Annotated in this window: 32 protein-coding genes; 11 read left to right on the forward strand and 21 right to left on the reverse strand. The window is 36.7% G+C overall.

The genetic code is table 11. The annotated features are described in order from the left end of the window. Positions 1-9: 9 nt before the first annotated feature. The 7 genes from argS to pta form a co-directional block, all read right to left on the reverse strand. Positions 10-1,659, reverse strand: coding sequence for an arginine--tRNA ligase (gene argS, locus JEOSCH030_RS03255; protein WP_185125187.1), 1,650 nt, complete (start codon positions 1,657-1,659; stop codon positions 10-12). 2 nt (positions 1,660-1,661) lie between these two features. Then, positions 1,662-2,060 (reverse strand): DUF1934 domain-containing protein, encoded by a 399-nt coding sequence (locus JEOSCH030_RS03260; RefSeq protein WP_185125188.1) that lies wholly within the window; start codon positions 2,058-2,060, stop codon positions 1,662-1,664. A gap of 182 nt (positions 2,061-2,242) precedes the next feature. Then, complete coding sequence (locus tag JEOSCH030_RS03265; RefSeq protein WP_185125189.1) at positions 2,243-2,758, reverse strand: YwhD family protein; 516 nt, start codon at positions 2,756-2,758, stop codon at positions 2,243-2,245. 11 nt (positions 2,759-2,769) lie between these two features. Further along, complete coding sequence (locus JEOSCH030_RS03270; RefSeq protein ID WP_235962209.1) at positions 2,770-4,071, reverse strand: HD domain-containing protein; 1,302 nt, start codon at positions 4,069-4,071, stop codon at positions 2,770-2,772. Between the two features lie 72 nt (positions 4,072-4,143). Beyond that, positions 4,144-5,322, reverse strand: coding sequence for an MFS transporter (locus tag JEOSCH030_RS03275; RefSeq protein ID WP_185125191.1), 1,179 nt, complete (start codon positions 5,320-5,322; stop codon positions 4,144-4,146). A gap of 47 nt (positions 5,323-5,369) precedes the next feature. Next, on the reverse strand, positions 5,370-6,182 hold the full coding sequence (locus JEOSCH030_RS03280; protein WP_185125297.1) for a lipoate--protein ligase family protein: 813 nt from the start codon (positions 6,180-6,182) through the stop codon (positions 5,370-5,372). Continuing rightward, a complete protein-coding gene (gene pta, locus JEOSCH030_RS03285) occupies positions 6,175-7,176 on the reverse strand; it encodes a phosphate acetyltransferase (RefSeq protein ID WP_185125192.1) in 1,002 nt (333 codons plus the stop codon). The genes JEOSCH030_RS03280 and pta overlap by 8 nt, the downstream gene beginning before the upstream one ends. Before the next feature lie 131 nt (positions 7,177-7,307). On the opposite strand from pta, the gene hemQ reads away from it, so the two are divergent. From hemQ to JEOSCH030_RS03300, 3 genes are all read left to right on the forward strand, one after another. After that, on the forward strand, positions 7,308-8,057 hold the full coding sequence (gene hemQ / locus JEOSCH030_RS03290; protein ID WP_185125193.1) for a hydrogen peroxide-dependent heme synthase: 750 nt from the start codon (positions 7,308-7,310) through the stop codon (positions 8,055-8,057). A gap of 75 nt (positions 8,058-8,132) precedes the next feature. Continuing rightward, entirely contained in the window at positions 8,133-8,282 is a 150-nt protein-coding gene (locus JEOSCH030_RS03295; RefSeq protein WP_185125194.1) for a hypothetical protein, read from the forward strand. A gap of 54 nt (positions 8,283-8,336) precedes the next feature. After that, positions 8,337-9,059, forward strand: a complete 723-nt coding sequence (locus JEOSCH030_RS03300; protein ID WP_185125195.1) for an MBL fold metallo-hydrolase — start codon at positions 8,337-8,339, stop codon at positions 9,057-9,059. A 33-nt stretch (positions 9,060-9,092) separates the two neighbouring features. Here JEOSCH030_RS03300 and JEOSCH030_RS03305 read toward each other — a convergent pair whose 3' ends face one another. Both JEOSCH030_RS03305 and JEOSCH030_RS03310 read right to left on the reverse strand, forming a co-directional pair. Then, on the reverse strand, positions 9,093-10,073 hold the full coding sequence (locus JEOSCH030_RS03305) for an acyltransferase family protein (RefSeq protein WP_185125196.1): 981 nt from the start codon (positions 10,071-10,073) through the stop codon (positions 9,093-9,095). Positions 10,074-10,167: 94 nt separating this feature from the next. Further along, on the reverse strand, positions 10,168-10,926 hold the full coding sequence (locus JEOSCH030_RS03310) for a YczE/YyaS/YitT family protein (RefSeq protein WP_235962214.1): 759 nt from the start codon (positions 10,924-10,926) through the stop codon (positions 10,168-10,170). Positions 10,927-11,040: 114 nt separating this feature from the next. Between JEOSCH030_RS03310 and JEOSCH030_RS03315 the strand changes: the two genes are divergently transcribed. Next, positions 11,041-11,913: a LysR family transcriptional regulator gene (locus JEOSCH030_RS03315; protein ID WP_185125197.1), complete on the forward strand. Its 873-nt coding sequence runs from the start codon at positions 11,041-11,043 to the stop codon at positions 11,911-11,913. 44 nt (positions 11,914-11,957) lie between these two features. Here the strand turns inward: JEOSCH030_RS03315 and JEOSCH030_RS03320 are convergent, their stop codons facing one another. From JEOSCH030_RS03320 to JEOSCH030_RS03355, 8 genes are all read right to left on the reverse strand, one after another. After that, positions 11,958-12,623, reverse strand: coding sequence for a hypothetical protein (locus JEOSCH030_RS03320; protein ID WP_185125198.1), 666 nt, complete (start codon positions 12,621-12,623; stop codon positions 11,958-11,960). Positions 12,624-12,636: 13 nt separating this feature from the next. Next, entirely contained in the window at positions 12,637-13,281 is a 645-nt protein-coding gene (locus JEOSCH030_RS03325; RefSeq protein WP_185125199.1) for a hypothetical protein, read from the reverse strand. Beyond that, the gene (locus tag JEOSCH030_RS03330) at positions 13,282-14,160 is read right to left on the reverse strand and encodes an ATP-binding cassette domain-containing protein (protein ID WP_185125200.1); all 879 of its coding nucleotides are present in this window, start codon (positions 14,158-14,160) and stop codon (positions 13,282-13,284) included. Continuing rightward, entirely contained in the window at positions 14,160-14,528 is a 369-nt protein-coding gene (locus JEOSCH030_RS03335) for a GntR family transcriptional regulator (protein ID WP_185125201.1), read from the reverse strand. Before JEOSCH030_RS03335 ends, JEOSCH030_RS03330 begins: the two co-directional genes overlap by 1 nt. A gap of 168 nt (positions 14,529-14,696) precedes the next feature. After that, positions 14,697-15,062, reverse strand: a complete 366-nt coding sequence (locus tag JEOSCH030_RS03340) for a DUF423 domain-containing protein (protein ID WP_185125202.1) — start codon at positions 15,060-15,062, stop codon at positions 14,697-14,699. 15 nt (positions 15,063-15,077) lie between these two features. Continuing rightward, positions 15,078-15,350 carry a hypothetical protein gene (locus tag JEOSCH030_RS03345; RefSeq protein WP_185125203.1) on the reverse strand — a complete coding sequence of 91 codons (273 nt, stop codon included), beginning with the start codon at positions 15,348-15,350 and terminating at the stop codon, positions 15,078-15,080. 12 nt (positions 15,351-15,362) lie between these two features. Continuing rightward, positions 15,363-15,596, reverse strand: coding sequence for a hypothetical protein (locus JEOSCH030_RS03350; protein WP_185125204.1), 234 nt, complete (start codon positions 15,594-15,596; stop codon positions 15,363-15,365). Further along, positions 15,596-16,255 (reverse strand): uracil-DNA glycosylase, encoded by a 660-nt coding sequence (locus JEOSCH030_RS03355; protein WP_185125205.1) that lies wholly within the window; start codon positions 16,253-16,255, stop codon positions 15,596-15,598. Before JEOSCH030_RS03355 ends, JEOSCH030_RS03350 begins: the two co-directional genes overlap by 1 nt. 121 nt (positions 16,256-16,376) lie before the next feature. Here JEOSCH030_RS03355 and thiD point away from each other — a divergent pair, with 121 nt between their 5' ends. The 4 genes from thiD (at position 16,377) to folE2 (ending at position 19,229) form a co-directional block, all read left to right on the forward strand. Then, on the forward strand, positions 16,377-17,210 hold the full coding sequence (gene thiD, locus JEOSCH030_RS03360) for a bifunctional hydroxymethylpyrimidine kinase/phosphomethylpyrimidine kinase (protein ID WP_185125206.1): 834 nt from the start codon (positions 16,377-16,379) through the stop codon (positions 17,208-17,210). Positions 17,211-17,290: 80 nt separating this feature from the next. Next, positions 17,291-17,653, forward strand: a complete 363-nt coding sequence (locus JEOSCH030_RS03365; protein ID WP_185125298.1) for a DUF1806 family protein — start codon at positions 17,291-17,293, stop codon at positions 17,651-17,653. An 11-nt stretch (positions 17,654-17,664) separates the two neighbouring features. Then, entirely contained in the window at positions 17,665-18,339 is a 675-nt protein-coding gene (bshB2, locus tag JEOSCH030_RS03370) for a bacillithiol biosynthesis deacetylase BshB2 (protein WP_185125207.1), read from the forward strand. An 11-nt stretch (positions 18,340-18,350) separates the two neighbouring features. Beyond that, the gene (gene folE2 / locus JEOSCH030_RS03375) at positions 18,351-19,229 is read left to right on the forward strand and encodes a GTP cyclohydrolase FolE2 (protein WP_185125208.1); all 879 of its coding nucleotides are present in this window, start codon (positions 18,351-18,353) and stop codon (positions 19,227-19,229) included. Positions 19,230-19,298: 69 nt separating this feature from the next. Here the strand turns inward: folE2 and tadA are convergent, their stop codons facing one another. From tadA to JEOSCH030_RS03395, 4 genes are read right to left on the reverse strand one after another with little or no spacing between them, the layout of a single operon-like run. Beyond that, entirely contained in the window at positions 19,299-19,757 is a 459-nt protein-coding gene (gene tadA, locus JEOSCH030_RS03380; protein WP_235962210.1) for a tRNA adenosine(34) deaminase TadA, read from the reverse strand. 7 nt (positions 19,758-19,764) lie between these two features. Next, complete coding sequence (locus JEOSCH030_RS03385; RefSeq protein ID WP_185125210.1) at positions 19,765-20,466, reverse strand: HAD family hydrolase; 702 nt, start codon at positions 20,464-20,466, stop codon at positions 19,765-19,767. A 38-nt stretch (positions 20,467-20,504) separates the two neighbouring features. Beyond that, entirely contained in the window at positions 20,505-21,449 is a 945-nt protein-coding gene (locus JEOSCH030_RS03390; RefSeq protein ID WP_185125211.1) for an NAD-dependent epimerase/dehydratase family protein, read from the reverse strand. Positions 21,450-21,480: 31 nt separating this feature from the next. Further along, positions 21,481-22,671, reverse strand: coding sequence for a glycine C-acetyltransferase (locus JEOSCH030_RS03395; protein WP_185125212.1), 1,191 nt, complete (start codon positions 22,669-22,671; stop codon positions 21,481-21,483). Between the two features lie 161 nt (positions 22,672-22,832). Here JEOSCH030_RS03395 and JEOSCH030_RS03400 point away from each other — a divergent pair, with 161 nt between their 5' ends. From JEOSCH030_RS03400 to JEOSCH030_RS03410, 3 genes are read left to right on the forward strand one after another with little or no spacing between them, the layout of a single operon-like run. Next, complete coding sequence (locus JEOSCH030_RS03400) at positions 22,833-24,020, forward strand: amidohydrolase (protein ID WP_185125213.1); 1,188 nt, start codon at positions 22,833-22,835, stop codon at positions 24,018-24,020. Then, positions 24,011-25,198 carry a M20 metallopeptidase family protein gene (locus JEOSCH030_RS03405; protein ID WP_185125214.1) on the forward strand — a complete coding sequence of 396 codons (1,188 nt, stop codon included), beginning with the start codon at positions 24,011-24,013 and terminating at the stop codon, positions 25,196-25,198. The genes JEOSCH030_RS03400 and JEOSCH030_RS03405 overlap by 10 nt, the downstream gene beginning before the upstream one ends. Beyond that, positions 25,198-26,373: a M20 metallopeptidase family protein gene (locus tag JEOSCH030_RS03410; protein WP_185125215.1), complete on the forward strand. Its 1,176-nt coding sequence runs from the start codon at positions 25,198-25,200 to the stop codon at positions 26,371-26,373. Before JEOSCH030_RS03405 ends, JEOSCH030_RS03410 begins: the two co-directional genes overlap by 1 nt. Positions 26,374-26,454 lie beyond the last annotated feature (81 nt).

A 26,454-nucleotide genomic window follows, 5' to 3' on the forward strand; every position in this document is an offset into this window, starting at 1 on the left:
GTTGAGTTCTTACATACTTTCTGGTGCAGACACGTCTATCAAACCAAGCGCATTTTCTAGGGTTTGACGAACTGCTTCAATCATTAAAATATAAGCACGCGTCTTCTCTTCTACTTCACCTAAAACTTTTTCTGCATTATAGAACTTATGGAAACTTGCTGCAAGATCATGAATATAGTTCGGTATGCGTTGGGTTGCTCTAGCAGCCGCTGCACCTTTAACAATATTCGGAAATTCTAAGATCTTCTTCAAGAGTTCTAGTGCCTGTTCATTTTCAATCACATCGACCGCTTGTGATTCATCTATTTCAAAACCTTGTTCTTTTGCTTGACGTAAAATACTGCAAATACGAGCATGCGCATATTGGGCATAGTAAACTGGATTATCACTCGACTCACTACGTGCAAGGTCTAAATCAAAATCAAAGTGAGTATCTGTTGAACGCATGACCATGAAATAACGTGCAGCATCTACACCGATCATATCAATTAAATCTTTCAAGGTCACTGCCTTACCTGTACGTTTACTCATTTTCACTTCTTCGCCGTTTTCAATCAATCTTACCAATTGCATAATCTCAATTTCTAACTTGTCTGGATCCTCACCAAGCGCACCAAGTGATGCTTTTAAGCGATTAATATAGCCATGGTGGTCAGCTCCAAAAAGATTAATTAACTTATCATAACCACGTTCAACCTTATCGTAGTGATAAGCGATATCCGGCATTAAGTAAGTGAACGTCCCATCTTTTTTAACAAGTACACGGTCTTTATCGTCTTTAAAGTCCGTCGTACGTAGCCAAGTTGCCCCGTCAGCTTGATAGGTATAGCCATTTTCAGTCATCTTGTCCATGGCAGAATCTACTTCGCCACTTTCATAAAGAGAAGTTTCTGAAAACCAATTGTCGAAGCGAATTCTAAAATCTTCTAAATCTGTTTTCAGTTTTTGCATCTCTAATTCCACACCTAGATTTCTAAACTCTGCAATACGTTCTTTTTGGTCTAAGTCTTTATATTCAGGGTGCTCTTTTGCTAAGTTTTCACCAATAAGCTTAATATCTTTACCGTTGTAACCATCCTCCGGCATGTTTAAATCCTGACCAAGTGCCTCAAAATAACGTGCTTCAATAGATAAGGCTAAGTTGTTAATTTGGTTTCCGGCATCATTGATATAGTATTCGCGTGTCACATCGTAGCCAGCAAAATCTAAAATATTAGACAAAGTCGCACCGACTGCAGCATTTCTCGCGTGCCCAATGTGTAAATCACCAGTTGGATTTGCTGACACAAACTCAACCAATACTTTTTCATTATTAGCTTCTGATCGACCATAGTTTTCCTTTTGGTCTAACACTTTATAAATGACATTTGCGAGTTCTTTGGAATCCATTGTAAAGTTGATAAAACCCGGTCCCGCAATATTGATTTCTTTGACACCAGCTTTCGCTTGATCAAAATTTTCAATAATTGCAGCAGCAATATCTCGAGGGTTCTTGCGTGCAATTTTAGTCAAGACCATCGCTGCATTAGTGGAGAAATCTCCATTTGACTTATCTTTAGGCACTTCAACTTTCAATTCTGGAAGCTGTCCTTCTGGGACTAATTCCGCTTGTTTAATCGCTTCATCTATCGTGACTTTTAATTGCTGTTTTAAATCCATATTTAAACCCTCTCTAACTTATATTTATAATTGCCTAAGAGTTCCCCACTCTGGTATAAATCATATTCAATAATAAGTGTGTCAACACTTTGTAATAGGCGATGCGTGTACACTTGGAAGTGATGTTTACCCGCTGGTGATTCATAGAAAGTATCAGTTTTTAAACCTTCTTCAAAATGAAAATTCATATTGATGATGCCACGTCTTTGAAGCTTGACGTGATCATTTGCTAAGCGGACTGTAACCTTTATTTCATGTTCATCAAGTGCCTCAATGTAACGCAAATAAACATCATTTTTTTCAATAATTGAGACTTCTAAATCCTGTTCATAATCTGTTTTATCACCATTCAAATTGACATGCTGTCTAAGCTTATATGGCAATGTTTTACTCTCTGTCATCATATCACCTTCATCTTACAGATTATAACATATTATCACTTCAATTTTAGCAAATAAAAAAGGTGAGACAAATGTCCCACCTTGTGTCCTAGTTATATCACTATAACTACTATTTATTTTATCCATAGTCAGTAAAATGTGCAACGTAATTTCTAAATGTCATAAAAAAGACATATTTAAAATTACTTAGACAGCGCCTCTTGAAGCTCTGTTGAGTTCTCCCACATGCTTTCATTATGACCTTTAAGAAATTCTCTTAAGGCATTCTTACTTTCTTGATCTAAAATATCTAGTTTAATACGACCTTTCATCGCATCATCTAAACTGTTCACATGCTCGTGCATCATCTTATAGCCGCGTCTTTTTTCTTTGTTTACCATAAGATAACAAGCGCCTGCTCCATCGTAGACTGGACCGACTTCTTTTCTTTCAACCGCAATCCATACTAGGAAGTACTCTTTGGCGTCGTCTCCAATGACTTCTTCTGTGTCCTTAACCCATTTAACGCGTCTCTCAACTTCTGCCTTACCGTGTAATCCACCAATATCTAAATGTGCTTCGTGACTGTTAATATCAATATATATCGGTGCGATATTCTCTAGACTAATCGAACCAAAGTTTTGTCCTCGGTGACCATCTAGAGGATCATTTTTTATAATATTAAATTGGAAACCAGGCTTTTTCTTTTCTTCTGCCAAGATAAACCCTCCTAATCGAGTTCATTTAATAAATTAATGATTTCTGCTTTAACTTCTAAGTTGTCTATTTGAAGAATCTTTTCTTTAGGATAGTAAAGACGAGAACCTAGTCTATGCATGCCAGTGATTGAATTAATGATGGCAGATTGAGAGCTAATTTCTCTGATTTGGCCATTCGCTTTTAGAAGATGAATTGGCTGTCTATTGGTCTTTTGACCCGGTTTATCGTAATCATAAGGAAGGTCTGAATAGCTGTCTGAGAAGACGTAATAGTCAGGGTCAATTCCCGCTCTTTTGTACAGTTCATTTAGCTCTGAAATTGTAATAATAGAGCCATCAAAAGGTAAGTACTTAAACAGATCCCTATTTACAAAACGACTAGCTAAATCACTCAGAATTTCATCTTCTTCATAAACCCATTCCTGTAAATAGAAGTTGACTACCATCTCATCTAAACGAAGATAATCTTCCACCATTACATTTTCATTGAAAAAAGGTATGAAATAAGTCGGTGCTTGTTTAAAATTATAGTTCGATTTATAGAGGTGTTTGGCTCTTCTTAGTATGAGATTTAACAATACCTCGCCGCCCCGAGAAACTGGATGGAAGTAGACTTGCCAGTACATTTGGTAACGACTCATTAAATAGTCTTCCACCGCATGCATACCACTTTCTTTAATGAGCACTTCATCTTTTGAAGGACGCATGACCCTTAAGATTCTTTCCATATCAAAGTTACCATAAGATACACCTGTATAAAAAGAATCGCGCTGGAGATAGTCCATCCTATCTGCATCTATTTGACTGGAAATCATAGAAACAATCAATTTATTGCTGTGTGTTTTATTAATCACTTCGGCAACTTGTTTAGGAAAATCTGGAGCAACTTTAGATAAAACTGCATTCACTTCAGTATGTCCTAAAATGATTTTCTTAGTATATTCCTCATGATCTGTGTGGAAGATATCTTCAAAGCTATGCGAGAAAGGACCGTGTCCTAAATCATGAAGGAGTGCTGCGGTCAGCACTAATAGATTGTCATCCTCATTCCATTCGGGATAGTCCTTAAAATTTTCAATCATTCTTCGAACAATTTCGTAGACCCCAAGTGAATGGTTAAAACGTGAGTGTTCCGCTGAATGAAAGGCTAGATATAAAGTGCCGAGTTGTTTGATCCTTCTTAGTCTTTGAAATTCTTTAGTTTTAATCAAGTCCCAAATCACTTGATAACGAACATGAACATAACGGTGAACTGGATCTTTAAATACTTTTTCTTCAGCAAGTTGTTTCTTGCCATAATCGCTCGTTTCCAAATACTGACGCCTCCTTCTTAACATCCTCATAATATCATAAGAGAATGGTCTTCACCGACTCTTAAGTGTTCTTTATCGACTCACTCTTGACCCTTTTTTACCGATTAAAAATAAGTATGATAGACCTGCAATTACAATTGGTACGATTAACCATAGATACATACCACTATAGCCAACAAAAGGAATAAATAGACCTAAGATGACCGGTCCAAAGCCAAGTCCAATTTCTAAAATAATAAAGTAGGTTGATGTTGCCAAACCAACATTTTCTTTTGGAGCAACGTTGACACAAATAATTTGCGCTGCCGATTGGAAATTCCCAAAGCCGAGGCCAATTATAAAACCAGCAAGTAAAACAAGAAGACCTGATGTCGTATTACCGAGCAGATAAAAACCAAGTGCCATTAAAATAAAGGTCGGGTAGATTACTAAGTTTGGTCCTTTTTGGTCAATCAGTCGGCCTGTAAACGGTCTGGTTGCTAAGACTGCAGCTGCATACACAATAAAGAAAAAGCTCGCTTGTGTCACTACATCAATTTCAATCGCATAAGTATTTAAAAAGGACAGGATACTAGAATAACTTAGTCCCATTAAAAATATTGGCAACAGCATTCTTAAAGAATTTTTTTCTATTAGAACAAACTTACTTGGTTTGACTGCAGTTTCCTTAGTGATGTTATTAATCTTTATAAAAGGAATCATTAAGAGTACAAGTAGCATTAAGATACCAACGTAAATTAACATGGTTTCAAAGCTAATGACCTCGAGTAATAAGAAGGCGATAAATGGACCCACCGCACTTGCCACGACCATACTTAAACTAAAGTAACTGATTCCTTCTCCTCGTTTTTCTAAGGGTACAGATATTGTTGCTAGAGTGTTTAAGGCGGTTGAAATAATTCCTGTAGCAAAACCATTTAAAAGTCTTGTAGCTAATAAGAAGGTCAAGCCAAAATCTAAGAAATACAGACTATATGTAAGAAAATATAAGAGAGTCCCTATCATCATGATATTACGAGCACCTAGATGATTAATTTGATAACCAGTCACACCCCTACCTACGAGTACTCCAACAATAAAAATACTAGCAGTAAAACCCGCGATACTTGGATTGATATCATATTTATCGATGGCATAGTTACCAACGGTTACAAGCGTTGAATACATCGCTCCCATTAAAATAAAATGAAAGGCAAAAATTGCTATAAATTCCTTGGTCCAAATCTTCGGTGAATATTCACTCTCTGACATTCAATTCCTTCTTTCCTAATAAAATAAAACCAGTATGAATATACTGGTTAATGACCTGCAAGATATTTGTTGTTCCGCTCTTTAATATTATTCAAAAGTTGTTCGTAAAGTGTTTCGTCTTCTTGACTCCGATATTCTTTTAGTTCTGCACCCATGTCACCAAGTACTTTTAAAGCTCTTTTTTCTACTTGATCAATTGTTAAATCCATCTTTAACAATTCGTTAATTGAAGCCATATTAGCCGGGTTAATATCAGGATAGGTAAATTTCTGGTGTGTGTTTGCCTCAGCATGATAGTAAAAGTCTTTCATAAGTTTTGCACGATCCGCCCCGCTTCCTGTGACAGACAAATAAATCTGCACAGCAACGCCATTCTTGATGCGTCTTTGGGATATACCTGCAAATTTTTTACCATCAATGCTCAAATCATAACTTCCAGGACAATAACTATCGATGATTTCATACGCCTTGACTTCATCTTCAGAAAACATCTGAGAAATCAATTCATACATTATATCATAGCCATTTTCTATATAGTGAAAATCTGCTTTATCCAGAATCAAGGAGATATTTAAGACACCTTCATCTAAAACAACACCAAGACCACCACTATTTCTAACGATAAACTCATAACCACTATCATCTAAAAAATCTAAGCCATATCCGAGCTTAGGAAGTCTCGCATCTTGTAAACCTAGGATGACAAAAGGATCATGTACCCAAAATCTAATTTTTGGTGTGTGATCATTGGAAATCTGATGTTGAAGATAATCATCAAAAGCAAATGATTCAAAAGGATGGGAAAACTGGTATCTGTCAATCACTTCAACCGTTTTTCCATTAAAATATGACTCAGTCATCATTTTGTGCCTCTCTATTTGCTACTACTTGAGTTGCTGTAAAGAGCGCGAGATTATAAACTTCTTCAGTCGTTGTGCCTCTTGATAGATCATTCACTGGCTTTCTAAGCCCTTGTAAAATAGGTCCATATGCTTCAAAACCACCTAGTCTCTGAGCAATCTTATAACCAATATTACCTGCATCTAAAGATGGGAAAATAAAGACGTTCGCTTGACCTTTTAATGGTGATTTAGGAGATTTTTTCTCTGCGACACTCGGCACAAACGCAGCATCAAACTGCAATTCTCCATCAATCATAACTTCAGGTAATTTATTTTGTGCATATTCAGTTGCCAATCTAATTTTTTCAGCTTCTTCCGTCTTCGCTGATCCTTTCGAAGAAAAGCTCAGTAAAGCAACTCTCGGCTCTATGCCAAAACTTTGAGTAGTCTTAGCAGTTTCTACTGCCACTTCAGCTAATTCCTCAGCATTTAAACTTGGGTTAATTGCACAGTCACCCATTACGTATAATTCACTATCTCTACGCATAAAGAAGATTCCACTCGTTTTTGAGACGCCTTCTTTGGTCTTAATAATTTGTAGTGCTGGTCTGACAGTATCAGGTGTAGAATGCATTGCCCCAGACACTAGACCAGAAGCATAGCCTGTATGTACTAACATCGTACCGAAATAGTTGACGTTATTAGAAATAATCTCCTCGGCTTGTTCACCTGTCACCTTACCATCTCTCACCTTTTTAAACTCTTCGGCAAGTGACTCAGCCATATCTGAATTAGAAGGATCTATAATTTCTAGCTTATCAATGTTTAAGTTTTCTTCTTTTGCTAATTCCTGTATTTTCTCTTTGTCTCCAAGAACAATAGGATGAACATAACTATCCTTCAAGTGCCAAACAGCTGCTGTTAATATCCTCTTGTCTATACCTTCAGGAAATACAATCTTTACCCTTTTACCCTGTAAATCATTTTTAAGATTTGTGATAAAGTTACTCATTATATCCTCCTCGGTGACTTTACTTTAACTATTATTATACTTGTTCTGTCACATCTTTTAAACATAATCTGTTGTTAAAACGTTTTCTACTCCTTAAAATAGACTTAATGATATAAAAAGGAGAGACAAAGATGAGTGAAGCGGTTAGTACTATCGAAGGATATTACAGTTTACATTTACTTTACAGCGTAGATTGGTCAGCCTTTAAGGTCTTAGATGAAGGAGAAAAAGATGCGCTTTTAGAAGAACTTCAAACATTCTTAAAAGAACAAGAAGAAGTACACTTAAACAAAGAAGGCGATTATGCTTTTTATAACATTATGGGCCATAAAGCTGATTTATTATTCTGGTTTTTACGCAATACTCCAGAAGAGCTAATCAACTTAGAACTAGCAATTAGTAAGCTAGGTATTGGAGATTTCCTAATCCCAACATATTCCTACGTCTCTATTATTGAAATGAGCTCATATCTCGGTGGAAATAAAACAGCTGAAGAAATGCTCAAAATTCCACATGTTCAAAGTCGATTATTCCCGACTCTCGAAAAATCTAAGTACATTTGTTTTTATCCAATGGATAAAAAACGTGATCTCGATGATAACTGGTATATGTTACCAATGGATGAGAGAAAGAAACTCATGCGAGATCATGGTATGATCGGTCGTCAGTATGCCGGTAAGATTAAGCAGTTCATTTCTGGCTCACAAGGTTTAGACAAATACGAGTGGGGTGTCACTTTACTGTCAGATGACATGCTCGAATTTAAAAAGATTATTTACGAAATGCGTTTCGATGAAGCAAGTGCCCGCTACGGTGTTTTTGGTGACTTCTATGTCGGCGGCTTAATCAGTGCAGACGGATTAGCAGACTACTTTAAATAAAGTAATATCTCCTTCCTTGTTTTGACAGTTTAAAAATTGGTTATATATAACTATCTAAATTTAGGAGGATATACTATGAATCGTCTATTAAAACGTGCTGCTATTTTCTTAGCACCGATTGTTCTTAATAAAGTAATAGAGAAATTCTCTAACAAAGATTCTAAAAAATCGAATCAAGATCGTACAGGCTCATACCCTGTTAAAAAATCTAAAAGAAAAAAATAAGAAACTAAAACCACCTAACTTTATGTTAAGTGGTTTTTTAGAGAGGTTTTTCATATGTTAAATCAAATTAGTCAGCATGTTTATGTCTCGCCTTTTGATAAGGACAGAGACCGTCCAAATATTGGCTATGTCAAAGGAGAAAATTTCAGCGTACTTATAGACACTGGAAACTCTCCTGAACATTTACAAAACGTCTTAGCTGACATAGAAAAAATGGGCTTAGAAGAACCAAAGTTAGCGATAATCAGCCATTGGCATTGGGATCATACTTTTGGTATGACAGCTTTTAAAGGACTCACCATGGCACATGAAAAAACGAATGCATCCCTTATAAAAATGTCATCCTGGCAATGGAATCAAGACGCCATGGAAGAGCGTTTAAGGAGCGGGAAAGAATGTCAGTTTTGCCACGATTATATCCAAGTCGAATACGATGATGTTTCAGAAATTCAAGTCGTTCCAGCTGACATCGTCTACAAAGGTGAAATGACTTTAGATTTAGGCAATGTACACCTTTCAATCACACCAATAGACAATCCACATTCAGACGATGGCGTTGTGATTCTTGTTGAAGAAGATAAAGTATTATTTGCAGGTGATGCGGACTCTGGTAATTTTTATGAACTTGATGGTGGTTATCGAGCAGAAGAGTTTTATCAATATATAGAAACAGTTGATAAATTCCCTTTTGACACTTATATTCATGGCCATTTAGAGCCTATGGATAGACAAGAACTTAATGCCCTAAGACAAGCAATTATAGCGGAAGAATTATAGTGCATACTTGTATAAAACAGGTATGCATTTTACTTATTTTTTCCACTTCATCTCGACAAGCGGTCTAGTCAAGTTGACGACCGGCTTACTTGAAAGCACACAGACAATCAGAGCTGAAAGTATAATGAAGTAGGATAATTCATACCACTGATCAAACCACATAATATCAAATTCTCTCAGTGGCTGGATAATAAAGCCATGCAATAGATAAACATAGAGCGTCTTTTCTCCAAGTCTCGTAAAATATCCATAATCTTTTGAAGGAATCCAAGCAATCATTACAACAATCAAACAACTAGCCAAGATATAAATGATTAACCTCATCAGGCCACCACTAATTTCTGCTTCTAAGGAACGATAAGCAACTGCCCCGCTTAACCAATCCGTATCTAAAGTAACGTCCACGTTAATGGTTATATAAATAAAGGCAAACAGAACTAAAGTGAAAAGTAAGCCTACTATTTTTAAACCTTTTGTTTTTATTAACTGAATGTGTTCTTTAGTTAAGAAATATCCAGCTAAAAAGAAAGGAAAGAATACTAGGGTTCTAGACATACTGAGTCCATAACCGATGAGATCGGTATAACCTACTAAAATCCCTATAGCGACAGAAATTAAAATACCCCACACTGCTGGTAGTCTTTTAAAGAGAATGAGCAAAATATGCCATCCAAATAAGCTCAGTAAGAACCACATTGCCCACTGTGGATGCAAAATTCCTTTATACCACTCTTCTCTTCCTAAGATAAAATACAAACCTGTATAGAGCAGTTGAAAGATTAAGTAAGGTAAGAGCAAATTCTTAGCGAGCTTTAAAATATAGCGTGGCTTTCCACTCCCCTTAGCAAAAAATCCCGCCAATAGGATAAACATCGGCATGTGAAAAATATAGATGATTGCATACAGTGAGTTAATTAGATGTGAGTCGGATGCGAATGGTTGAATCATATGTCCAAAGACCACTAAAAATATTAAAATAGCTCTGGCATTATCAAAAAATGGGATGCGGTTCATTGTTTTTCCTCCGAGCCTAATATAATCATTGACCAATATGGTAGAATAATTTAGAACAAAATGAAAGTAATTAAAAAAAGAACCTTAAATTTCTTTAAGATTCTAATACAGAACGTCCCTCTTCTTTTTCTTCGTGTTTTTTATCTTGTTCTTCTTGTTCTAAAACTGTTCTCTCAACAGATTCTTGTATATTATCTTTGTCAAGATGTACAAAATCCATAAGTGCAGGTTGGAACTTTCTCATCATCCAGCCTAGGATTTTCCCTACAAAAATAGCTGCAACAAATGTTCCAATACCAATTGAACCTAATGATTGAATAAATATTAAACCAATACCAGCAGCTACAATGACGTTTAATAAATCGCTCGTGATCTTAGCTTTAGAAAATTCCATTTTAAAGCGGTCACTAATAACGTGTGTGAGTTCATCGTATGGCATTAAAGGGAATTTCGCATTGAAGTAACCAAGTAAGCCTAGAGCCACCAAAAATAAACTGACTAAAAGAAATAGCCCTTGGCTTAGGATAGTCGAAGGATTAGGTAAAAGTTCTACTAAAAATAAAGTGAAATCCATCATTCCACCAAATAAAAAGGCAATAATCAATTGTACAATTGCTTCTCTAACATTTAATCTTTTACTTAAAATAATTTGAACAATAATAAATAATACGTTTGCAGCAACGGTCATTAAACCAATTGAAATTCCTGAAGATAGAGTTAATGCATATGCGAGTGAAGACACAGGTGAGACACCCATGTTTGCTTGAATTGAAAAGCTAACGCCGAGGGAAAGAAAAAATAAACCTAATAAATATATGAATAGTCTTTTAACAGTAACATTAATATGTGCTATGACTATCTCTCCTCTCAAAATTTGTCCACTATCTATTATACCAACTATTATGATATATTAATAATATATAAATATAATAAAATCATATCAAAAACAATATGTTAAGGAGTCTTTATGGATTTTAGACAACTTTACTACTACAGAGAAATTGTTAGAGAAGCTAGTATTTCTAAAGCAGCTGAAAAATTACACATTGCACAACCTCCCCTCAGTCAATTATTAAAGCGCCTAGAAGATGAGCTGGAAACTACACTCATTCACCGCTACCGCCAGAAATGGGAGGTCACAGAAGCAGGATTACTTCTATATGATTATGCTAACCAGATTGTTGGTCAAACCGATCAGCTGAAAAAGAGAATTCATGAACTTGAAGTTGGACAAGGGGGAACCATTGAAATCGGAGTGTCCTCCTCTTGTTACAATCTATTGATTGATTATCTTCAAAACTTTCGCTCACAGTATCCAGAAGTTAAAATACTTATACATTCTGGTGACTCTGAAAGCTTAGTCGACAAACTAAAAGAAAAAGAAATAGACATTGCCATTGTCATGCGACCTTCGTTTACAGATGATTATGATGTCAAAGTTTTAGACAGTGAACCTAATATTTTAATTACACCTGAATCTTGGGCCAATGACTTACCCAATGAGCCAGAGTTAAAAGATCTTGTTCATCTTCCTTTTATCATGCTTGGTGCCATGAAGGATTACACCTTTAGAAACGACCTTTTAAAGTCTTTTGCTCGTCGTGGGATTAAGCCTAACATCGTGATGGAATGTAAGGATCTACCGATACTTGTATCCTTAGTCAGTCACGAACTTGGTATTTCTATTATTCCAGGTATGAATAATAAATCTTTAGATACTGAGCATCTAAAAATTTACAAGCTTCCCCAGTTAAATGTGACTGTTGAACCTGTGTTTTTAAAACTTAAAAATATACCACTATCAACAGCAGCCAATAATTTTTGGTCCCTAGTTAACTAAAAAATACCTCTCGGAGACAAGTCCGAGAGGTATTTTAAATCGTCTTATTTTACTTTTACGGGCATATCTTTTAGTAATCTCCATAAAATCCAAGTATAAATCAAGGTCATAACAACAACTACTAAATGACCGAGGTAGACCCAAATAGTGCCTAAGCTAACTAAATAATTCATCATGCTCTCACTAAATATCAAGGCTACGATGATGATAAAACCTGAAAGTATTGACGTCATTCCTAAGCTGAAATTTTTATTAAAAGCAGCGCCAATTAGAGAACCTGTAACAAAGAACAAGGGACTTTGTAACAAGACGAAGAGAATGTTACCAAAAACCGATAAGCCTTTAATTTCTTCTTCTATTAAATAATCACCTGCTAATGGTGTAAATGATAGTATAAAGCTAATGATAGCTAACACAATCACTAGAACAATTGTCGTTAACAAGGCCGAAGTCATTATCGATTTAAAAAATGTCTTTCTAGAAACTCCTTTGTTTATCGCCCACTCAAGAAAACCGAGTACTGTCCTAATCCCAACGACCACAAAATAGATGCGTGCTGTTCTCACGCCCACCCCTAAAAAAGTAGAAGTTGGGTCATCTACAAAAGTTAATATTATATGAATAATTAGTAGTATGCCTAAAAATGTTAGTGTGAACATTGACAGTATAAAGGTCAATGACTGGGTTGTCGCATTAAATTTAGTCTTCATTGCTCTCCTCCTTTTAAATTCTTATCGCTCCATTTATTAGTAAATTCCTCACTAGCATTCCAAGTAAAAAGACAGCAATAAGCTGGAATGTCAGTAACAAAATAGGTTGACTCAATTCCATATGAGTTAGCGCTATAAAATATTCAAGATTTATAAAATAAATTCCAAGACCGGACACTAAGAGACATACAAAAATGCCTAGTAAGGGATGTCTGTTAAATGCGAAATATATTATCTGTCCGATATAGTAAAATAATATGGCTGCTAACAGTCCAGTTAAGCTGTATAAGATATAATCAAATAGTGCGCCTTCCAATATTATTTGTGTCTGTTTGTCTAAAACCATATTTAGTATCCAAGCAAACAAGTGAATGATAATGATAGAGTAAATAGAAAAAAATAGGGTCGTACCTGTGCTTTCTTTAAAAAATGTACGTCTGGATTTACCGTATGACACGTGTCGTTTTAACACCATAAATGCCATAATGCCAAAGACAAGCATGCCAATGCACAATGATGAAAATTGTGCTTGATAGTATATCTCTCCCATACCGTCTAAGAGATAAATAATTGAACTGATGACAATCGTCATGAGTAGCACATATAAAAATATCCAAAGGAGATAAGATACCATTCTTTTTTTCTTCAAATTAAGCAACTAATCCCTCCCATTTTCATCATTTGTAAGGCTAATGAATAACTCTTGGAGAGCCAAACGTGAAATATCCAAGTGTTGATCTTCAGCGAACTCTAACTCTTCTGGGCCCAAATAGCCGATGACTGTATCTATTTGTAAGGCACCTAAAAACTTCACTTTGATTACATTTTTGTTAAGCGTGAAGTCCCTGACTTTCTCCGCCTTACCTGCTACTGTAAAGCCTTTTTCTAATAGCTCATTTGTCGTTTCTTGAAGCAATACTTTTCCTTCATGTATCATGATGATTTCATCAAATAGGTGTTCCATTTCAGAAATGATATGAGTAGAAAGAATAATGATTCGATTTTCTCTATCCTCTGTCTCTAGCACTTCTTCGTAAAACAGTTCTCTAGTTGGTGCATCCATGCCGTTTGTCACTTCATCAAAAATAGTAACTTTAGATAATGAAGCAAGACCTAAAGTGGCATTAACTGCAGCTTGCTGTCCTTGAGATAAGTCATTAAAAGATTTACTGTCATCAATTTTGAATTTCTTTAAAAGTTCATACGCATAGTCCTGATCAAAATCATTTCTAAACATGGCATGACTTTCTACATACTCTTTTACTTGATCCGTCTCTGTTGATGCTTCTTTTGTATTGTAGATAAAATTAACATGCTGCATCATTTCATCGTTTTCATAAATCGTTTTACCATCTAAAGTGATACTACCTTGGTCCACTTTACGATATGATGCAATCAAGGAAATTAAAGTCGTCTTTCCTGCCCCGTTTCGACCCAAGAGACCATATATTTTTCCTGGTGTAAAATTCGCATTGATATCACTTAAAATTTCTTCGTTTTTAATCGTTACACTAACCTTATCGATATTTAAATTCACTATTGATCACCTCTATTATTAATTAGTTGCTGGATATCTTCTTTCGTTAACTCTAATTTCTCCGCTTCATCCAACATTGGTTTTAAGTAATCCTCTACAAATTCTTCTCGTCTTACTTTCAACAGTTTTTCTCTCGCACCTTCTTCAACAAACATACCCACACCCCGCTTTTTATAGAGTATTCCGTCTTCAACTAATTGAGTCACACCTTTAGACACTGTGATGTGGTTGACTTTGAAGTAGGTTACTATTTCGTTGGTGGATGGAATTTTGTCATGCGTTTCTATAGTCTCATCTATAATCTGATCGGCTAACCAATCTTTAATTTGAACATAGATTGGTTTTTTATCGTTCAACAAATTCGCCAAATGCTTTCCCCCCATCACTTGATGATAATAAGTGCACTGGTTATATACTGATGTATATAACTATATATCCTGTATAGGTGTTTGTAAACCCATTTAAGAAAATTTGTAAGAAAAAAGAGTCAAAATCTCAAATGAGATTTTGACTCTAGATAATAGGTTTTTATTAAATTAAACTTTTGCGATTCCAATGATAACAAGTAACCAGCTGACGATAAACATCACTCCGCCAATTGGTGTAATTGCACCGAGTATTGAAATACCTGTAAATGCTAAAATCATCAATGAACCAGTAAAGAAAATAATACCGATTAACATCAACCAGCCTGCTGCTGCAAGGAATGGTGCGCCTGTGACTTGAATAAGAATACCAATCGCGATTAGACCAAGTGCATGATAGAACTGATATCTTACTGCAGTCTCCCAAATTTCTAAATAATGTGCAGATAATTGACCTTCAAGCGCATGTGCACCAAATGCACCACATGCAACTGCAATCAAGGCATTAATTGCACCGAGAATGACGAAAAGTTTCATAGTAATTTCCCTTTCTTATATGGCTTTTCTATTTTTATAATATATCATGCCTAAGGATGTCATATAGATAATCAAACTAAACACCAATAACCATCCACTGACTAAAAGTAAAGACGCACCTTCCGTATATATGAGTCCACTAAGAACGATCGCTAGTGAAATCCATCTAATATAGGTCACATTTTTTGACCAAGCTTTTTCATATCTCTCAGAAATACGTTCTTTGTACGGTTTCAAGATGAAAGTAAGTAGATAAGCTAAAATACCTATAATTAAAAAAGCGAGCATTGTTTTTCCTCTCTAGAAGTCAAATATATCTTGGCCAAGTCCACCTGTTCTATCTGGTTCTTGTAAATTCACCAAGGGAGTTGACTCTTCTTTTACTAAAGTTTTTTGGACTCCTTTATGTCCTTCTTCATCATTTTCTATGACAGCCAAGAGTCTTTGCATTGCGTATATATGCTTATCTGGATCCGTTCCGTATTCTAATAAGTCGAGTTCTTTTCTTAATTCTGAAATAATTTTATCGTTCATTATTTCTCACTCCAATCGATTGGACGAATACCTTTAGATTCTAGGTATTGATTAGTCTCTGTAAAAGGTTTTGAGCCGAAAAATCCTCGGTAAGCACTTAAAGGACTTGGGTGCACTGACGTGATGATATGATGTTTACTCGTATCGATTAATTTAATTTTTGCTTGTGCTGGTTTTCCCCACAGGATAAACACCACATGTTCTAACTCTTCGGATATAGTTTTAATGATATCATCTGTGAATATTTCCCAACCTAGTCCTCTATGTGAGTTTGCTTGTCCTTTATCGACAGAAAGAACTGTGTTTAAAAGTAAGACACCTTCTTGTGCCCAGTCTTTTAGACTACCTGATTTTCTGACGTTACCTGTATCACTCTCAAGTTCTTTATATATATTTCTTAAAGATGGTGGCAATTTCACCCCATCATTGACAGAAAAAGCTAAGCCATGCGCTTGGTTTTCTCCATGGTAAGGATCTTGTCCTAAAATAACAACTTTGATTTCTTTAAAGGGTGTCAGTTCAAATGCAGTGTATAGTTCTTCTCTTGGTGGATAAGCTTCACCATTTTGATATCTATCTTCTAAAGTTTCTTGTAACTTTTTAAAATCATGTCTCTCTTTAATATCTGAAAATACATGATGCCACGTTAAGTCTTCCATAAACGAAAACCACCTTCCAACTTATGGCCATTATAACATCGACATAAGCAATGCTCTAGAATTACACTACATATTATAGTAGAATAACAATATCTATGTAAGAGAACTAGGGGGAAAATTTATGGCTTTAGCAAAAACATTAACAATTGCGGGTACCGATGTGAGTGGCGGTGCTGGAATTGCAGCAGATTTAAAAACATTTCAGGAACATGAGACATATGGTTATAGTGTCTTGACCACTGTTGTTTCAATGGATCCAAACACATGGTCTCACCGCGTGAGCCCGATTCCGGTTGCAGACGTTAAAAATCAACTGGAAACAGCTTTATCGCTAAATCCAGATGTCATAAAAACAGGTATGCTTCCTTCTGAAGAAGTTGTAGAACTTTCAAAAGAAGCATTTCTAAATTCAAATGCTAAACACTTCGTTGTTGACCCTGTTATGGTATGTAAAGGTGATGATGAGGTCTTAAATCCCGGTCTGGTAGAATCAATGATCGAAAACTTAATACCGAATGCTACTGTCGTTACACCTAATCTTGTAGAAGCTGGTCATCTAGCTGGTATTAAAACACCACGCACACTTGAAGAAATTAAAGAAGCAGCTCGTTTAATCCATCAAAAAGGTGCTAACAACGTGGTTGTTAAAGGTGGTACAGGAATCGAAGGGGATAATGCAATTGATGTCTTTTACGACGGTCAAGAAATGCATTTGTTAGAATCACCAAAATTCGATTCATCATATAATCACGGCGCGGGTTGTACTTTTGCAGCAGCAACAGCTGCCAACCTTGCAAATGGCAAATCTCCATTAGAAGCTGTACAAGATGCTAAAGCATTCGTTACTTCTGCTATTAAGAACGGTTGGAAGATGAACGAACATGTTGGCGTTGTCAGACACGGTGCATACAACTCTGTTGAGAAAATTGAAGTTCTCGACAAAGTATTGAACTAATTAAGAACTAATTGAAAGAGATAGCTTGCTATCTCTTTTTAATTCTATTATTAAAATTTAGGAGTTTTCTATACATGGAAATGAAGAAGATTGTTAAAAGCGAGGTACAAGAAATACTAAGCAGCTACGAAAATACACCTGTCTTCTTACACGTTGAAATCACAAGTGGTATGTATGCAAACCACCTGGATCAAAGCATATTTAATGCAGGTACTTTCTTACGTAATATCCAAGTTGAATATATTCAAGGGACAATCCGAGGCGGTAACCGTTCAAAAGAACACCGTGTCGGTTTAAAATTGAATAATGGAGGTTGGATTTACGTTTTAGGCCTTACCCATTATGTCGTTAATGAAGATGGGGAGTTTATCATGCACGGAATTAATGCTGAAGGTAAACTTGCATCTGCACTTGAAATTTCAACTAAACCATTCACAAAATAGGAGGCAAACAAATGGATTTTTCAAATGAGAATCACGTGCTTGTCGTCTTTCCACACCCAGATGACGAAGCCTTTGGTGTCAGTGGCACGATTATGAAATATGTTGATGCAGGGGTGCCTGTCACTTACGCTTGTTTAACCTTCGGTGATATGGGACGTAACTTAGGCTATCCTCCATTTGCAACGAGAGAATCACTGCATACAGTTAGGAAAAAAGAAGTTGAAGAGTCTGCATTAATTATGGGTGTTACAGATTTAAGGCTTCTAGGCTTTAGAGATAAAACGCTCGAATTCGAAGAACATGGCAAATTAAAAGGTGTAATCGAGGACATGATTAGTGAACTCTCACCATCAAGAATTATCACTTTCTATCCTGGTTATTCAGTGCATCCAGATCACGAAGCAACAGCAGATGCTGTAATAGACGCCTTAAAAGATATGCCAAAAGACAAACGCCCCAAATTACAGTTAGTCGCTTTTGATAACCGTACATTTGATGACCTTGGTCAACCCGATATCGTTATCGATATCGAAGGTTATACCGAACGTAAAATGAAGGTCATGGCTGCACATCGATCACAAACAGGCAAACTGTTAGAAGATCTCGCTTCAGACACACATGAAGGTGACGAAGCACGTACAAGATGGATGCAGTACGAGAACTTTTACAGTTATGATATAGAATAAGGAGCATTGTTATGGAAGAATTTGACTTGACGACGCGAGAAGGTCGTTTTAAACACTTTGGTTCAGTGGATCCAATCGAAGGAACTAAACCAAAGAATAAAGAAGATATGGCAGACTTACAAAACTCACGTAAGGACTTCCTGTTTGAAGTGGACTCAGTTGGAATCAATAACTTAAATTACCCTGTCGTTATTGGTGACTTTCAATCAGTAGGAAACTTCGAACTTGCCACAAGCTTAAGAAAAGATGAAAAAGGAATCAACATGAGCCGTCTCATCGAATCACTAGAAACGGTGAATCACTCAGGTGTTCCTTTAAACTTTGAAACTTTAGAACAGTTATTAAAACATTTACGCGAACGCATGAAACAAGACAATGCAAAACTGACAGTTTCGGGTAAATGGTTCTTCAATAAGCCATCTCCTGGTACTAATATTGACGCCCTTGCACATGCGGATGTTATTTACTCAGCGAGTCACAATGGTGATAAATTCACTCGTAAACAGTTCGGTATGACTGCACAAGTAACAACACTGTGCCCTTGCTCTAAAGAAATCTCTGAGTATAGCGCACACAACCAACGCGGTAATGTTAAAGTGATGATCGATATTGATGATTCTGTAGAATTACCAAGCACTTATAAAGAAGATCTATATGAAATTCTAGAAATTAATGCTTCAAGTCAACTTTACCCCATTTTAAAACGTACTGACGAGAAAATGGTGACAGAGCGCGCTTATGAGAACCCTCGTTTTGTTGAAGACCTCATTCGCTTAGTTGCTTATGATTTAGTCGAACTCCCATGGGTGAAAGGCTTTGAATTAGAGTGTCGTAATGAAGAAAGTATTCACCAACATGATGCATTTTCAAGATTAAAATACCAGAAATAAAAACAAAATAAAGCGCAGCCCTTCCAAGCTATCACATAGAAATTGGAAGGGCTGCGCTTATTTTTTATGTTAAAGTTCATTCTTTTTCTCTTTTTTCTTTGCTCTTAAAGATTTAAAAAAATCTTTTAACATTGTACTGCACTCTGTCTCTAAAATACCGCTGATGACATTCGCTCGGTGATTGAACTTAGGTTCATCAAGCAGACCCATTAAACTGTCTACAGTACCACCTTTAGGGTCTTTTGCACCATATACCACTGTTGGTATTCTTGCCATAACAATTGCACCAGAACACATCACACAGGGTTCTAAAGTCACATATAACGTACAGTCTTCTAAGCGAAAAGAATTGAGTGCTTCGGATGCAGAAGCAATTGCTAATACTTCAGCATGTGTAATTGGATTTTGACTTGTTTCTCTTAAATTATGTGCACGGCTAATAATTTTATCGTCTTTAACAATTACCGCACCAATAGGGACTTCGCCTAGTTGCGCGGCTTTGTTCGCTTCAATTATTGCTTCAGCCATATATTTTTCATGCATCTAAAATAAAGTTCCCCTCTTGGTCAAATAGATCTTCAACACTTTCAATAACCATATCGGCTCCTTTTAAGTGTTCCTTACTACATGTTCCACTTAAGACACCAATTGTGAACAGTCCTTCATCATAACCAAGCAGGGTATCCGCTTCATTATCACCAATCATGACATAGTCACTAAGTTCAAAATCGTGAGAATCTATAAATGATTTAACGACTCGATAATCAGGTTTTTTAAAATCGTTATCATCGCCACAAATGACATCATATATGTATTCATCTAACTGAAATTTTTCTATGAATCTCATAGTTGAGTCACGGCTGTCGCTCGTCACAATTACATTTTTGTAACCCTTATTCATACCTTTTACTAGAACCTCTCGCGCACCATCAATTAGGGCCATATCTTGATATAACAAGTCTATATTTTCTTCATAGAAATCTTTTGCCCATTGCCCTCCACCCTCATGATAGGATTCAAAGACTTGATGGATCTGACTACCAGTACCAGCAGCAATCGTCGAGTTTGCTTGAATTACACCATCAACGTAACCCAGATCACGGCTAAGTGCTTCTCTGACATTCTCCATATCAAAACGTTCCACGAAGGAGTCTATACTCTTTCTTGCATAAGGCGTCCAGAGTTTTTGAAAATTTAACAGGGTCCCATCCTTGTCATATAAAATTACACGGCTCATCCGTTACCCTCCATGACTAGATAGGACCACTGTCCTATCTAGAGTTTTTTCTTAATCGCTTCTATCATTGTATCTGTCATTTTATCTAAATCAAATTTTGCATCAAAGCCCCACTGACGCTTAGCTTCACTGGCATCGATGCTATTTGGCCAATTTTCTGCAATTCCTTGACGAACTGGATCAACATCATAAGTCAACTCAAATTCCGGATAGTGACGACGAATAGATTCCGCAACCATTTCTGGATCGAAGCTCATCTTGGTAACATTAAAGGCATTTCTATCTTCTAGTTTACTAGCATCTGCCTCCATTAGGTCAATAATTGCCTGGATTGCATCATCCATGTACATCATGTCCATGAATGTTCCCTTATCGATGAAGGATGCGTATTTACCATTTTTAACAGCCTCAAAGAAAATTTCAACTGCATAATCTGTCGTACCTCCACCTGGTTCTCTAACGTGTGAAATTAGGCCAGGAAAACGTACACCTCTTGTATCTACTCCAAATTTTTCAAAGTAGTAGTTACATAATAATTCTCCTGATACTTTGTTCACCCCATACATTGTCACAGGACGCTGTATAGTAGTTTGAGGTGTATTATCTTTTGGTGTAGAAGGTCCAAAAGATCCAATGGAACTTGGTGTGAAAAATTGCAAGTTCAAAGTACGTGCAGTTTCTAAAGCATTAACGAGACCTCCCATATTGATGTTCCAAGCAAGCTGTGGATCTTTCTCACAAGTTGCACTTAATAAAGCTGCTAAGTGCATCATGGTATCTCCATTAAATTCTTTACAGATACGTACCATTTCTTCGTAATCCGTCACATCTAATATTTCAAAAGGTTTACCCTCAAGTGGTGAATCTACCGGTTCTTTGATATCTGTTGGAAGCACATTGTCTTCTCCATAGAGTTCTCTTAATTTAAGTGTTAATTCAGTTCCAATTTGGCCAAGAGCCCCTGTTACTATAATACGTTTCATTGTCTTTCCCCTTAATTTCCGTAAATTTAGTTTATTTAATGACACCTAGTTCACGGCCAACTTTACCGTAAATTTCTAAGGCTCTATCAAGCATTTCTTTAGTATGAGCAGCAGTTGGCATGTTTCTCACGCGCCCTGTTCCTCTAGGTACTGTTGGGAAGACGATAGATTTAGCGTATACGCCCTCTTCTTTAAGTCGTTTAGAAAATTCTTGTGCCTTTTTCTCATCCCCGATAATACAAGGCGTAATAGGCGTTTCTGAATTACCAATGTCAAAACCTAAATCTTTAAGTCCTTTTTTCAGGTAATCTCCATTTTCCCATAATTTATCGTGTAATTCTGTTGATGCCATCAACATTTTAACTGCTTCATTAATCGCTTTAGTGTCTCCTGGCGTTAGAGAAGTTGAGAATAAGAATGGACGTGCTGCAACTTTCAAGTAGTCAATTAAATCTTGTGAACCTGCAACGTATCCACCGACAACACCAATTGCTTTAGATAGTGTTCCCATCTGTAAATCAATTTCTTTTTCAAGTCCGAAATGCTTAACTGTTCCAGCACCATTCCCCATTACACCAGAACCATGTGCATCATCGACATAAGTGATAAGATCAAACTCTTTGGCAATCTCAACTATTTCAGGAAGTTTTGCAACATCTCCGTCCATTGAGAATACACCGTCAGTAATATACATCACTTTCTTATAGAGACCTGATTCAACAGCTTCTTTTGCCTTAGCTCTTAAATCGTCCATATCCGAGTGATTAACACGGATGATTTTAGCACGAGATAAACGGCAACCATCAATAATAGATGCATGGTTTAACTCATCTGATAAAATAGCATCTTCTTTATTCATCACAGCTTGAATTGCTGCCATATTACAGTTAAATCCTGACTGGAAAGCAACAGCTGCTTCTGTACCTTTAAATTCAGCTAAAGTATTTTCTAGCTCAACATGTAAATCAAGCGTTCCGTTAATTGTACGTACAGCACCTGCACCAACACCATGAGTTTTTATCGCCGAAATAGCTGCTTCTTTTAGCTCTTCATTCGTCGCTAGACCTAGATAGTTGTTAGAAGATAAGTTAATCAATGTTTGTCCGTCAATCTTAATTTCTGGACCGTTAGCACCTTCCACCGTATCAATAACATTATAGAGACCGTTATCCTTTAAATAGTTCAAGTTTTCTGTTAAATACTGTTCTAATTTTAATGACATTTACGTCCCCTCCTTACTTGTATTCTAGCATATTTAAGCGTTTTCCTTTAGCGATAGCTCAATATTTATATAGTCCTAATTTTCTAATTTTTGAAGTCAATTTGTTTAAATATGGTTGATGTTCTGATAATATTAATTAAAAACAATATGGAGGTAAAACCATGAGCATTAAAGATATAGCCTCAGCTAAACTTCCTGAGATGATCGATAATCGCAGACATATGCACATGCACCCAGAATTATCCTTTAAGGAAAAAGAAACGTATAAATTCATCTTAAATCATCTTTCAAAATATCCTGATTTACATATTCGTGAAAATGTCGGGGCAAACAAAGAAAATGAAGGTGTTGGTATCATCGCTTCCATCGGTGAAGGCCACCCACATATCGCAATTCGTGCCGACTTTGATGCACTACCGATTGAAGACCAAAAAGAAGTTGCTTATAAATCGCAAAATCCTGGCGTCATGCACGCTTGTGGCCACGATGGGCATACAAGTACCCTTCTTGGTCTTGTTGACACTGTAGTGGCTAATAAAGCGAATTTAAAAGGTACTGTGTCATTCATCTTCCAGTACGGTGAAGAAGAACAACCTGGTGGCGCTAAAGCCATGACCGAAGATGGTGCTTTAAATGGTGTAGACAAAGTTTACGGCCAGCACTACTGGAGCCAGTTTGATACGAATGAAATCCAAGCACGTCCTGGTGCTTTAATTGCGAGCCCAGATGGGTTTTATATCACCATCAAAGGTTCAGGTGGACATGCTGCTTATCCAGATACTACAGTCGATCCTATTGTGATAGCGGCGGAGTTAATTACCAACCTACAAACAGCTGTTTCTAGACAGATTTCACCTATTGATAATGCAGTTGTCACAGTTGGTAGTGTAAAAGGTGGCGACGCGTTTAATGTCATTCCTGATAGCGTCAGAATTGTAGGGACTGTCCGCACTTTCAAGCAGGAAGTAAAAGAGAAGATTCATGAGATCTTTAAGCAGGAAGTCGAATACACTACAAAAAAACGTGGTGCAAGCTATGACATGGATTACCGCTACGGCTATCCTGCTGTAGTTAACCATGAAGAAGAAGCGAAAGTAATTGAAACAGCTGCCCTCGAACTCGGCCTCCCATATAAAGAAGCCGATCCTTTAATGATAGGAGAAGATTTCTCTCATTACATTTTAGAAAAACCAGGTGCCTTTTTCTATACAGGTACAGGAAATCAAGACAAAAATACTAGACATGCCCATCATACTGATATGTTTGACTTAGATGAAGATGGTATGGAAAGTGCACTCATGATGTTCATGAAGATTTTGGAGTTAGAGTCGGTGATTGAATGGAAATAAAATCTCTTGAGGATTTGGTAAAAGATCAATTTAATGACATGGTTCAAATTCGCCGTCACTTACATATGTATCCAGAACTATCCTTCAAAGAAGTTCATACACCTGCCTACATCGCAGATTATTTAAGAAATTTAAATATCGATGTGACTGAGGGTGTTGGAGGACGCGGTGTTGTCGGCAAATTAATTATCGATGAAAATCTACCTACAGTTGCATTAAGAGCTGATTTTGATGCTTTACCTATCCAAGATTTAAAGGATACACCTTATAAATCTACTGTTCCAGGAGTTATGCATGCATGTGGACACGATGCGCATACCGCTATTGTTTTAAGTGCTGCACGCATCTTGAGTGGCATGAAAGATGAATTAAAAGGAAATGTGGTCTTTATCCATCAACACGCTGAAGAGGTTGACCCTGGTGGTGCGATTCAAATGATTGCAGACGGCGCTCTAGATGGAGTGGATGCGATATTTGGCACACATGTCTCAACTTCTTTAGATGTCGGTAAAATTGGTTATAAATACGGTACAGCAACAGGCATACCTGATGACTTTACAATCAAGTTAAAAGGTCAGGGTGGACATGCCTCACGACCACACCATACAATTGATCCAGTAGCAGCAGGTATTTCATTATGCAATCAACTTCAATACGCTGTGACTAGGCGCTCAGATGCAATGGATTCGGTCGTTTTATCAATTACTATGTTTAATGCTGGTACGCAACATAATGTTATTCCTGATGAAGTCACAATCGGTGGTACGATTCGTACTTTCAATCAAGACATGCAGAGTCTAATGATTAAAGAATTAAACAGTACACTCGATGGACTTTCGCGGATGACTGGGGTAACTTACGACCTCGATTATATGAGAGGCTACCCTCCGGTCATTAATGATGACGCCATGACAGATATAGTCGTTGAAAGTGCAGCAAAAATTAGTACCGTAGATGAAACACTTAGACTAGAACCAGATTTAGGTGGAGAAGATTTTTCTTATTATCTACAAAAAGTACCGGGAACCTTTTTCTATACAGGTGTGAGAAATTCAAATTTTAAAGCTGATTTCCCTCACCATACTGCACATTTTGATATCGATGAAAGTGGCATGATTAATGCAGTTAATGTCATGCTGCAGTCAGTATTTACTTATTTTGAGAAGGAGTCTCGATAATGGATATAAAACAACTTATAGATGAAAATTACGAATCGATGGTAGAACTTCGTAGATATATGCACCAACATCCTGAAGTATCTTTTGAAGAACACAATACTAAAGAGTGGATATATCAACAGATAAAAGATCTTGGCCTAGAGATTAGAAGAGACGTCGGTGGAAATGGTATTGTAGCCAGATTACAAGTCAATGATGACTATGAAACTGTTGCATTACGAGCTGACTTCGATGCCTTACCAATCAATGATGAAAAAGATGTACCTTATAAGTCGAAAACCCCTGGTGTTATGCATGCATGTGGTCACGATGCACATACTGCTATGCTGATCACTATTGCTAAAATTTTATCTGCCCATAAAGAAGAATTGCCTGTCAATGTTGTGTTCTTACATCAACATGCTGAAGAACTGCTACCTGGCGGTGCTAAAGCAATGATTGCAGATGGTGCCTTAGATAATGTTGATTATGTATTTGGTACACACGTTTCAACAAAATTCCCAGTTGGAACGATAAAATATAACTACGATACAATGTACGCTAATGCAGACTCATTTAAAATTGTAGTTAATGGGCTAGGCGGACATGGTGCAACGCCTCAAGTGACCAAAGACCCTATTGTGGCATCAGCTTCATTAATCCAGCAGATTCAAACGATTGTCTCAAGATCAGTCAGTCCACTCGATTCAGCCGTAGTATCAATTGGGGCATACAATGCGGGCACAGTCTTCAACGTTATCCCTGGTAAGGCTGAAATTAAAGGAACGATTCGAACATTTACAGAAGAAGTTCGTCAAGATGTCGCACAAAGACTCGAACAAATATGCCTTGGTATCAGTGGTAGCTTTAATGTACATGCTGATTTAGAAATTTCAAATGGTTATCCAGCCATGAAAAATGACCATGATTTATTAGATTATGTAGTAGATAACGTTAGAGACGATGCATTTTATGTTAAAGACGTCGAAGAAGTTGGCCCTGCAATGGGCGGCGAAGATTTTTCTTACTTTATACAAGAAAAACCAGGTTGCTACTTCTATACTGGCGTTAGAAATGCTGATAAAAATGCCGCAACACCTCACCATCACCCACTCTTTGATATCGATGAAGAAGGAATGAAAACAGGTGTTGAAACACTGCTAAAAGCAGTTGTAAATTTTGATAAGAGAAAATAAAAATAATCGTTACGTTAGTATTTTTTTATCTGACGTAACGATTTTTTATGACATAGAAAAAAGCTGAGATCAAATTGATCT

It is taken from the genome of Jeotgalicoccus meleagridis (assembly GCF_903994045.1).
Taxonomy (GTDB): domain Bacteria; phylum Bacillota; class Bacilli; order Staphylococcales; family Salinicoccaceae; genus Jeotgalicoccus; species Jeotgalicoccus meleagridis.

Excerpts from the sequence above, each read along its gene's own strand:
- argS (WP_185125187.1), bottom strand. The coding sequence starts at position 1,659 with ATGGATTTAAAACAGCAATTAAAAGTCACGATAGATGAAGCGATTAAA.
- JEOSCH030_RS03260 (WP_185125188.1), bottom strand. The coding sequence starts at position 2,060 with ATGACAGAGAGTAAAACATTGCCATATAAGCTTAGACAGCATGTCAAT.
- JEOSCH030_RS03275 (WP_185125191.1), bottom strand. The coding sequence starts at position 5,322 with ATGTCAGAGAGTGAATATTCACCGAAGATTTGGACCAAGGAATTTATA.
- JEOSCH030_RS03280 (WP_185125297.1), bottom strand. The coding sequence starts at position 6,182 with ATGACTGAGTCATATTTTAATGGAAAAACGGTTGAAGTGATTGACAGA.
- pta (WP_185125192.1), bottom strand. The coding sequence starts at position 7,176 with ATGAGTAACTTTATCACAAATCTTAAAAATGATTTACAGGGTAAAAGG.
- hemQ (WP_185125193.1), top strand. The coding sequence starts at position 7,308 with ATGAGTGAAGCGGTTAGTACTATCGAAGGATATTACAGTTTACATTTA.
- JEOSCH030_RS03295 (WP_185125194.1), top strand. The coding sequence starts at position 8,133 with ATGAATCGTCTATTAAAACGTGCTGCTATTTTCTTAGCACCGATTGTT.
- JEOSCH030_RS03300 (WP_185125195.1), top strand. The coding sequence starts at position 8,337 with ATGTTAAATCAAATTAGTCAGCATGTTTATGTCTCGCCTTTTGATAAG.
- JEOSCH030_RS03305 (WP_185125196.1), bottom strand. The coding sequence starts at position 10,073 with ATGAACCGCATCCCATTTTTTGATAATGCCAGAGCTATTTTAATATTT.
- JEOSCH030_RS03315 (WP_185125197.1), top strand. The coding sequence starts at position 11,041 with ATGGATTTTAGACAACTTTACTACTACAGAGAAATTGTTAGAGAAGCT.
- JEOSCH030_RS03320 (WP_185125198.1), bottom strand. The coding sequence starts at position 12,623 with ATGAAGACTAAATTTAATGCGACAACCCAGTCATTGACCTTTATACTG.
- JEOSCH030_RS03340 (WP_185125202.1), bottom strand. The coding sequence starts at position 15,062 with ATGAAACTTTTCGTCATTCTCGGTGCAATTAATGCCTTGATTGCAGTT.
- JEOSCH030_RS03345 (WP_185125203.1), bottom strand. The coding sequence starts at position 15,350 with ATGCTCGCTTTTTTAATTATAGGTATTTTAGCTTATCTACTTACTTTC.
- JEOSCH030_RS03350 (WP_185125204.1), bottom strand. The coding sequence starts at position 15,596 with ATGAACGATAAAATTATTTCAGAATTAAGAAAAGAACTCGACTTATTA.
- JEOSCH030_RS03355 (WP_185125205.1), bottom strand. The coding sequence starts at position 16,255 with ATGGAAGACTTAACGTGGCATCATGTATTTTCAGATATTAAAGAGAGA.
- thiD (WP_185125206.1), top strand. The coding sequence starts at position 16,377 with ATGGCTTTAGCAAAAACATTAACAATTGCGGGTACCGATGTGAGTGGC.
- JEOSCH030_RS03365 (WP_185125298.1), top strand. The coding sequence starts at position 17,291 with ATGAAGAAGATTGTTAAAAGCGAGGTACAAGAAATACTAAGCAGCTAC.
- bshB2 (WP_185125207.1), top strand. The coding sequence starts at position 17,665 with ATGGATTTTTCAAATGAGAATCACGTGCTTGTCGTCTTTCCACACCCA.
- folE2 (WP_185125208.1), top strand. The coding sequence starts at position 18,351 with ATGGAAGAATTTGACTTGACGACGCGAGAAGGTCGTTTTAAACACTTT.
- tadA (WP_235962210.1), bottom strand. The coding sequence starts at position 19,757 with ATGGCTGAAGCAATAATTGAAGCGAACAAAGCCGCGCAACTAGGCGAA.
- JEOSCH030_RS03385 (WP_185125210.1), bottom strand. The coding sequence starts at position 20,466 with ATGAGCCGTGTAATTTTATATGACAAGGATGGGACCCTGTTAAATTTT.
- JEOSCH030_RS03390 (WP_185125211.1), bottom strand. The coding sequence starts at position 21,449 with ATGAAACGTATTATAGTAACAGGGGCTCTTGGCCAAATTGGAACTGAA.
- JEOSCH030_RS03395 (WP_185125212.1), bottom strand. The coding sequence starts at position 22,671 with ATGTCATTAAAATTAGAACAGTATTTAACAGAAAACTTGAACTATTTA.
- JEOSCH030_RS03400 (WP_185125213.1), top strand. The coding sequence starts at position 22,833 with ATGAGCATTAAAGATATAGCCTCAGCTAAACTTCCTGAGATGATCGAT.
- JEOSCH030_RS03405 (WP_185125214.1), top strand. The coding sequence starts at position 24,011 with ATGGAAATAAAATCTCTTGAGGATTTGGTAAAAGATCAATTTAATGAC.
- JEOSCH030_RS03410 (WP_185125215.1), top strand. The coding sequence starts at position 25,198 with ATGGATATAAAACAACTTATAGATGAAAATTACGAATCGATGGTAGAA.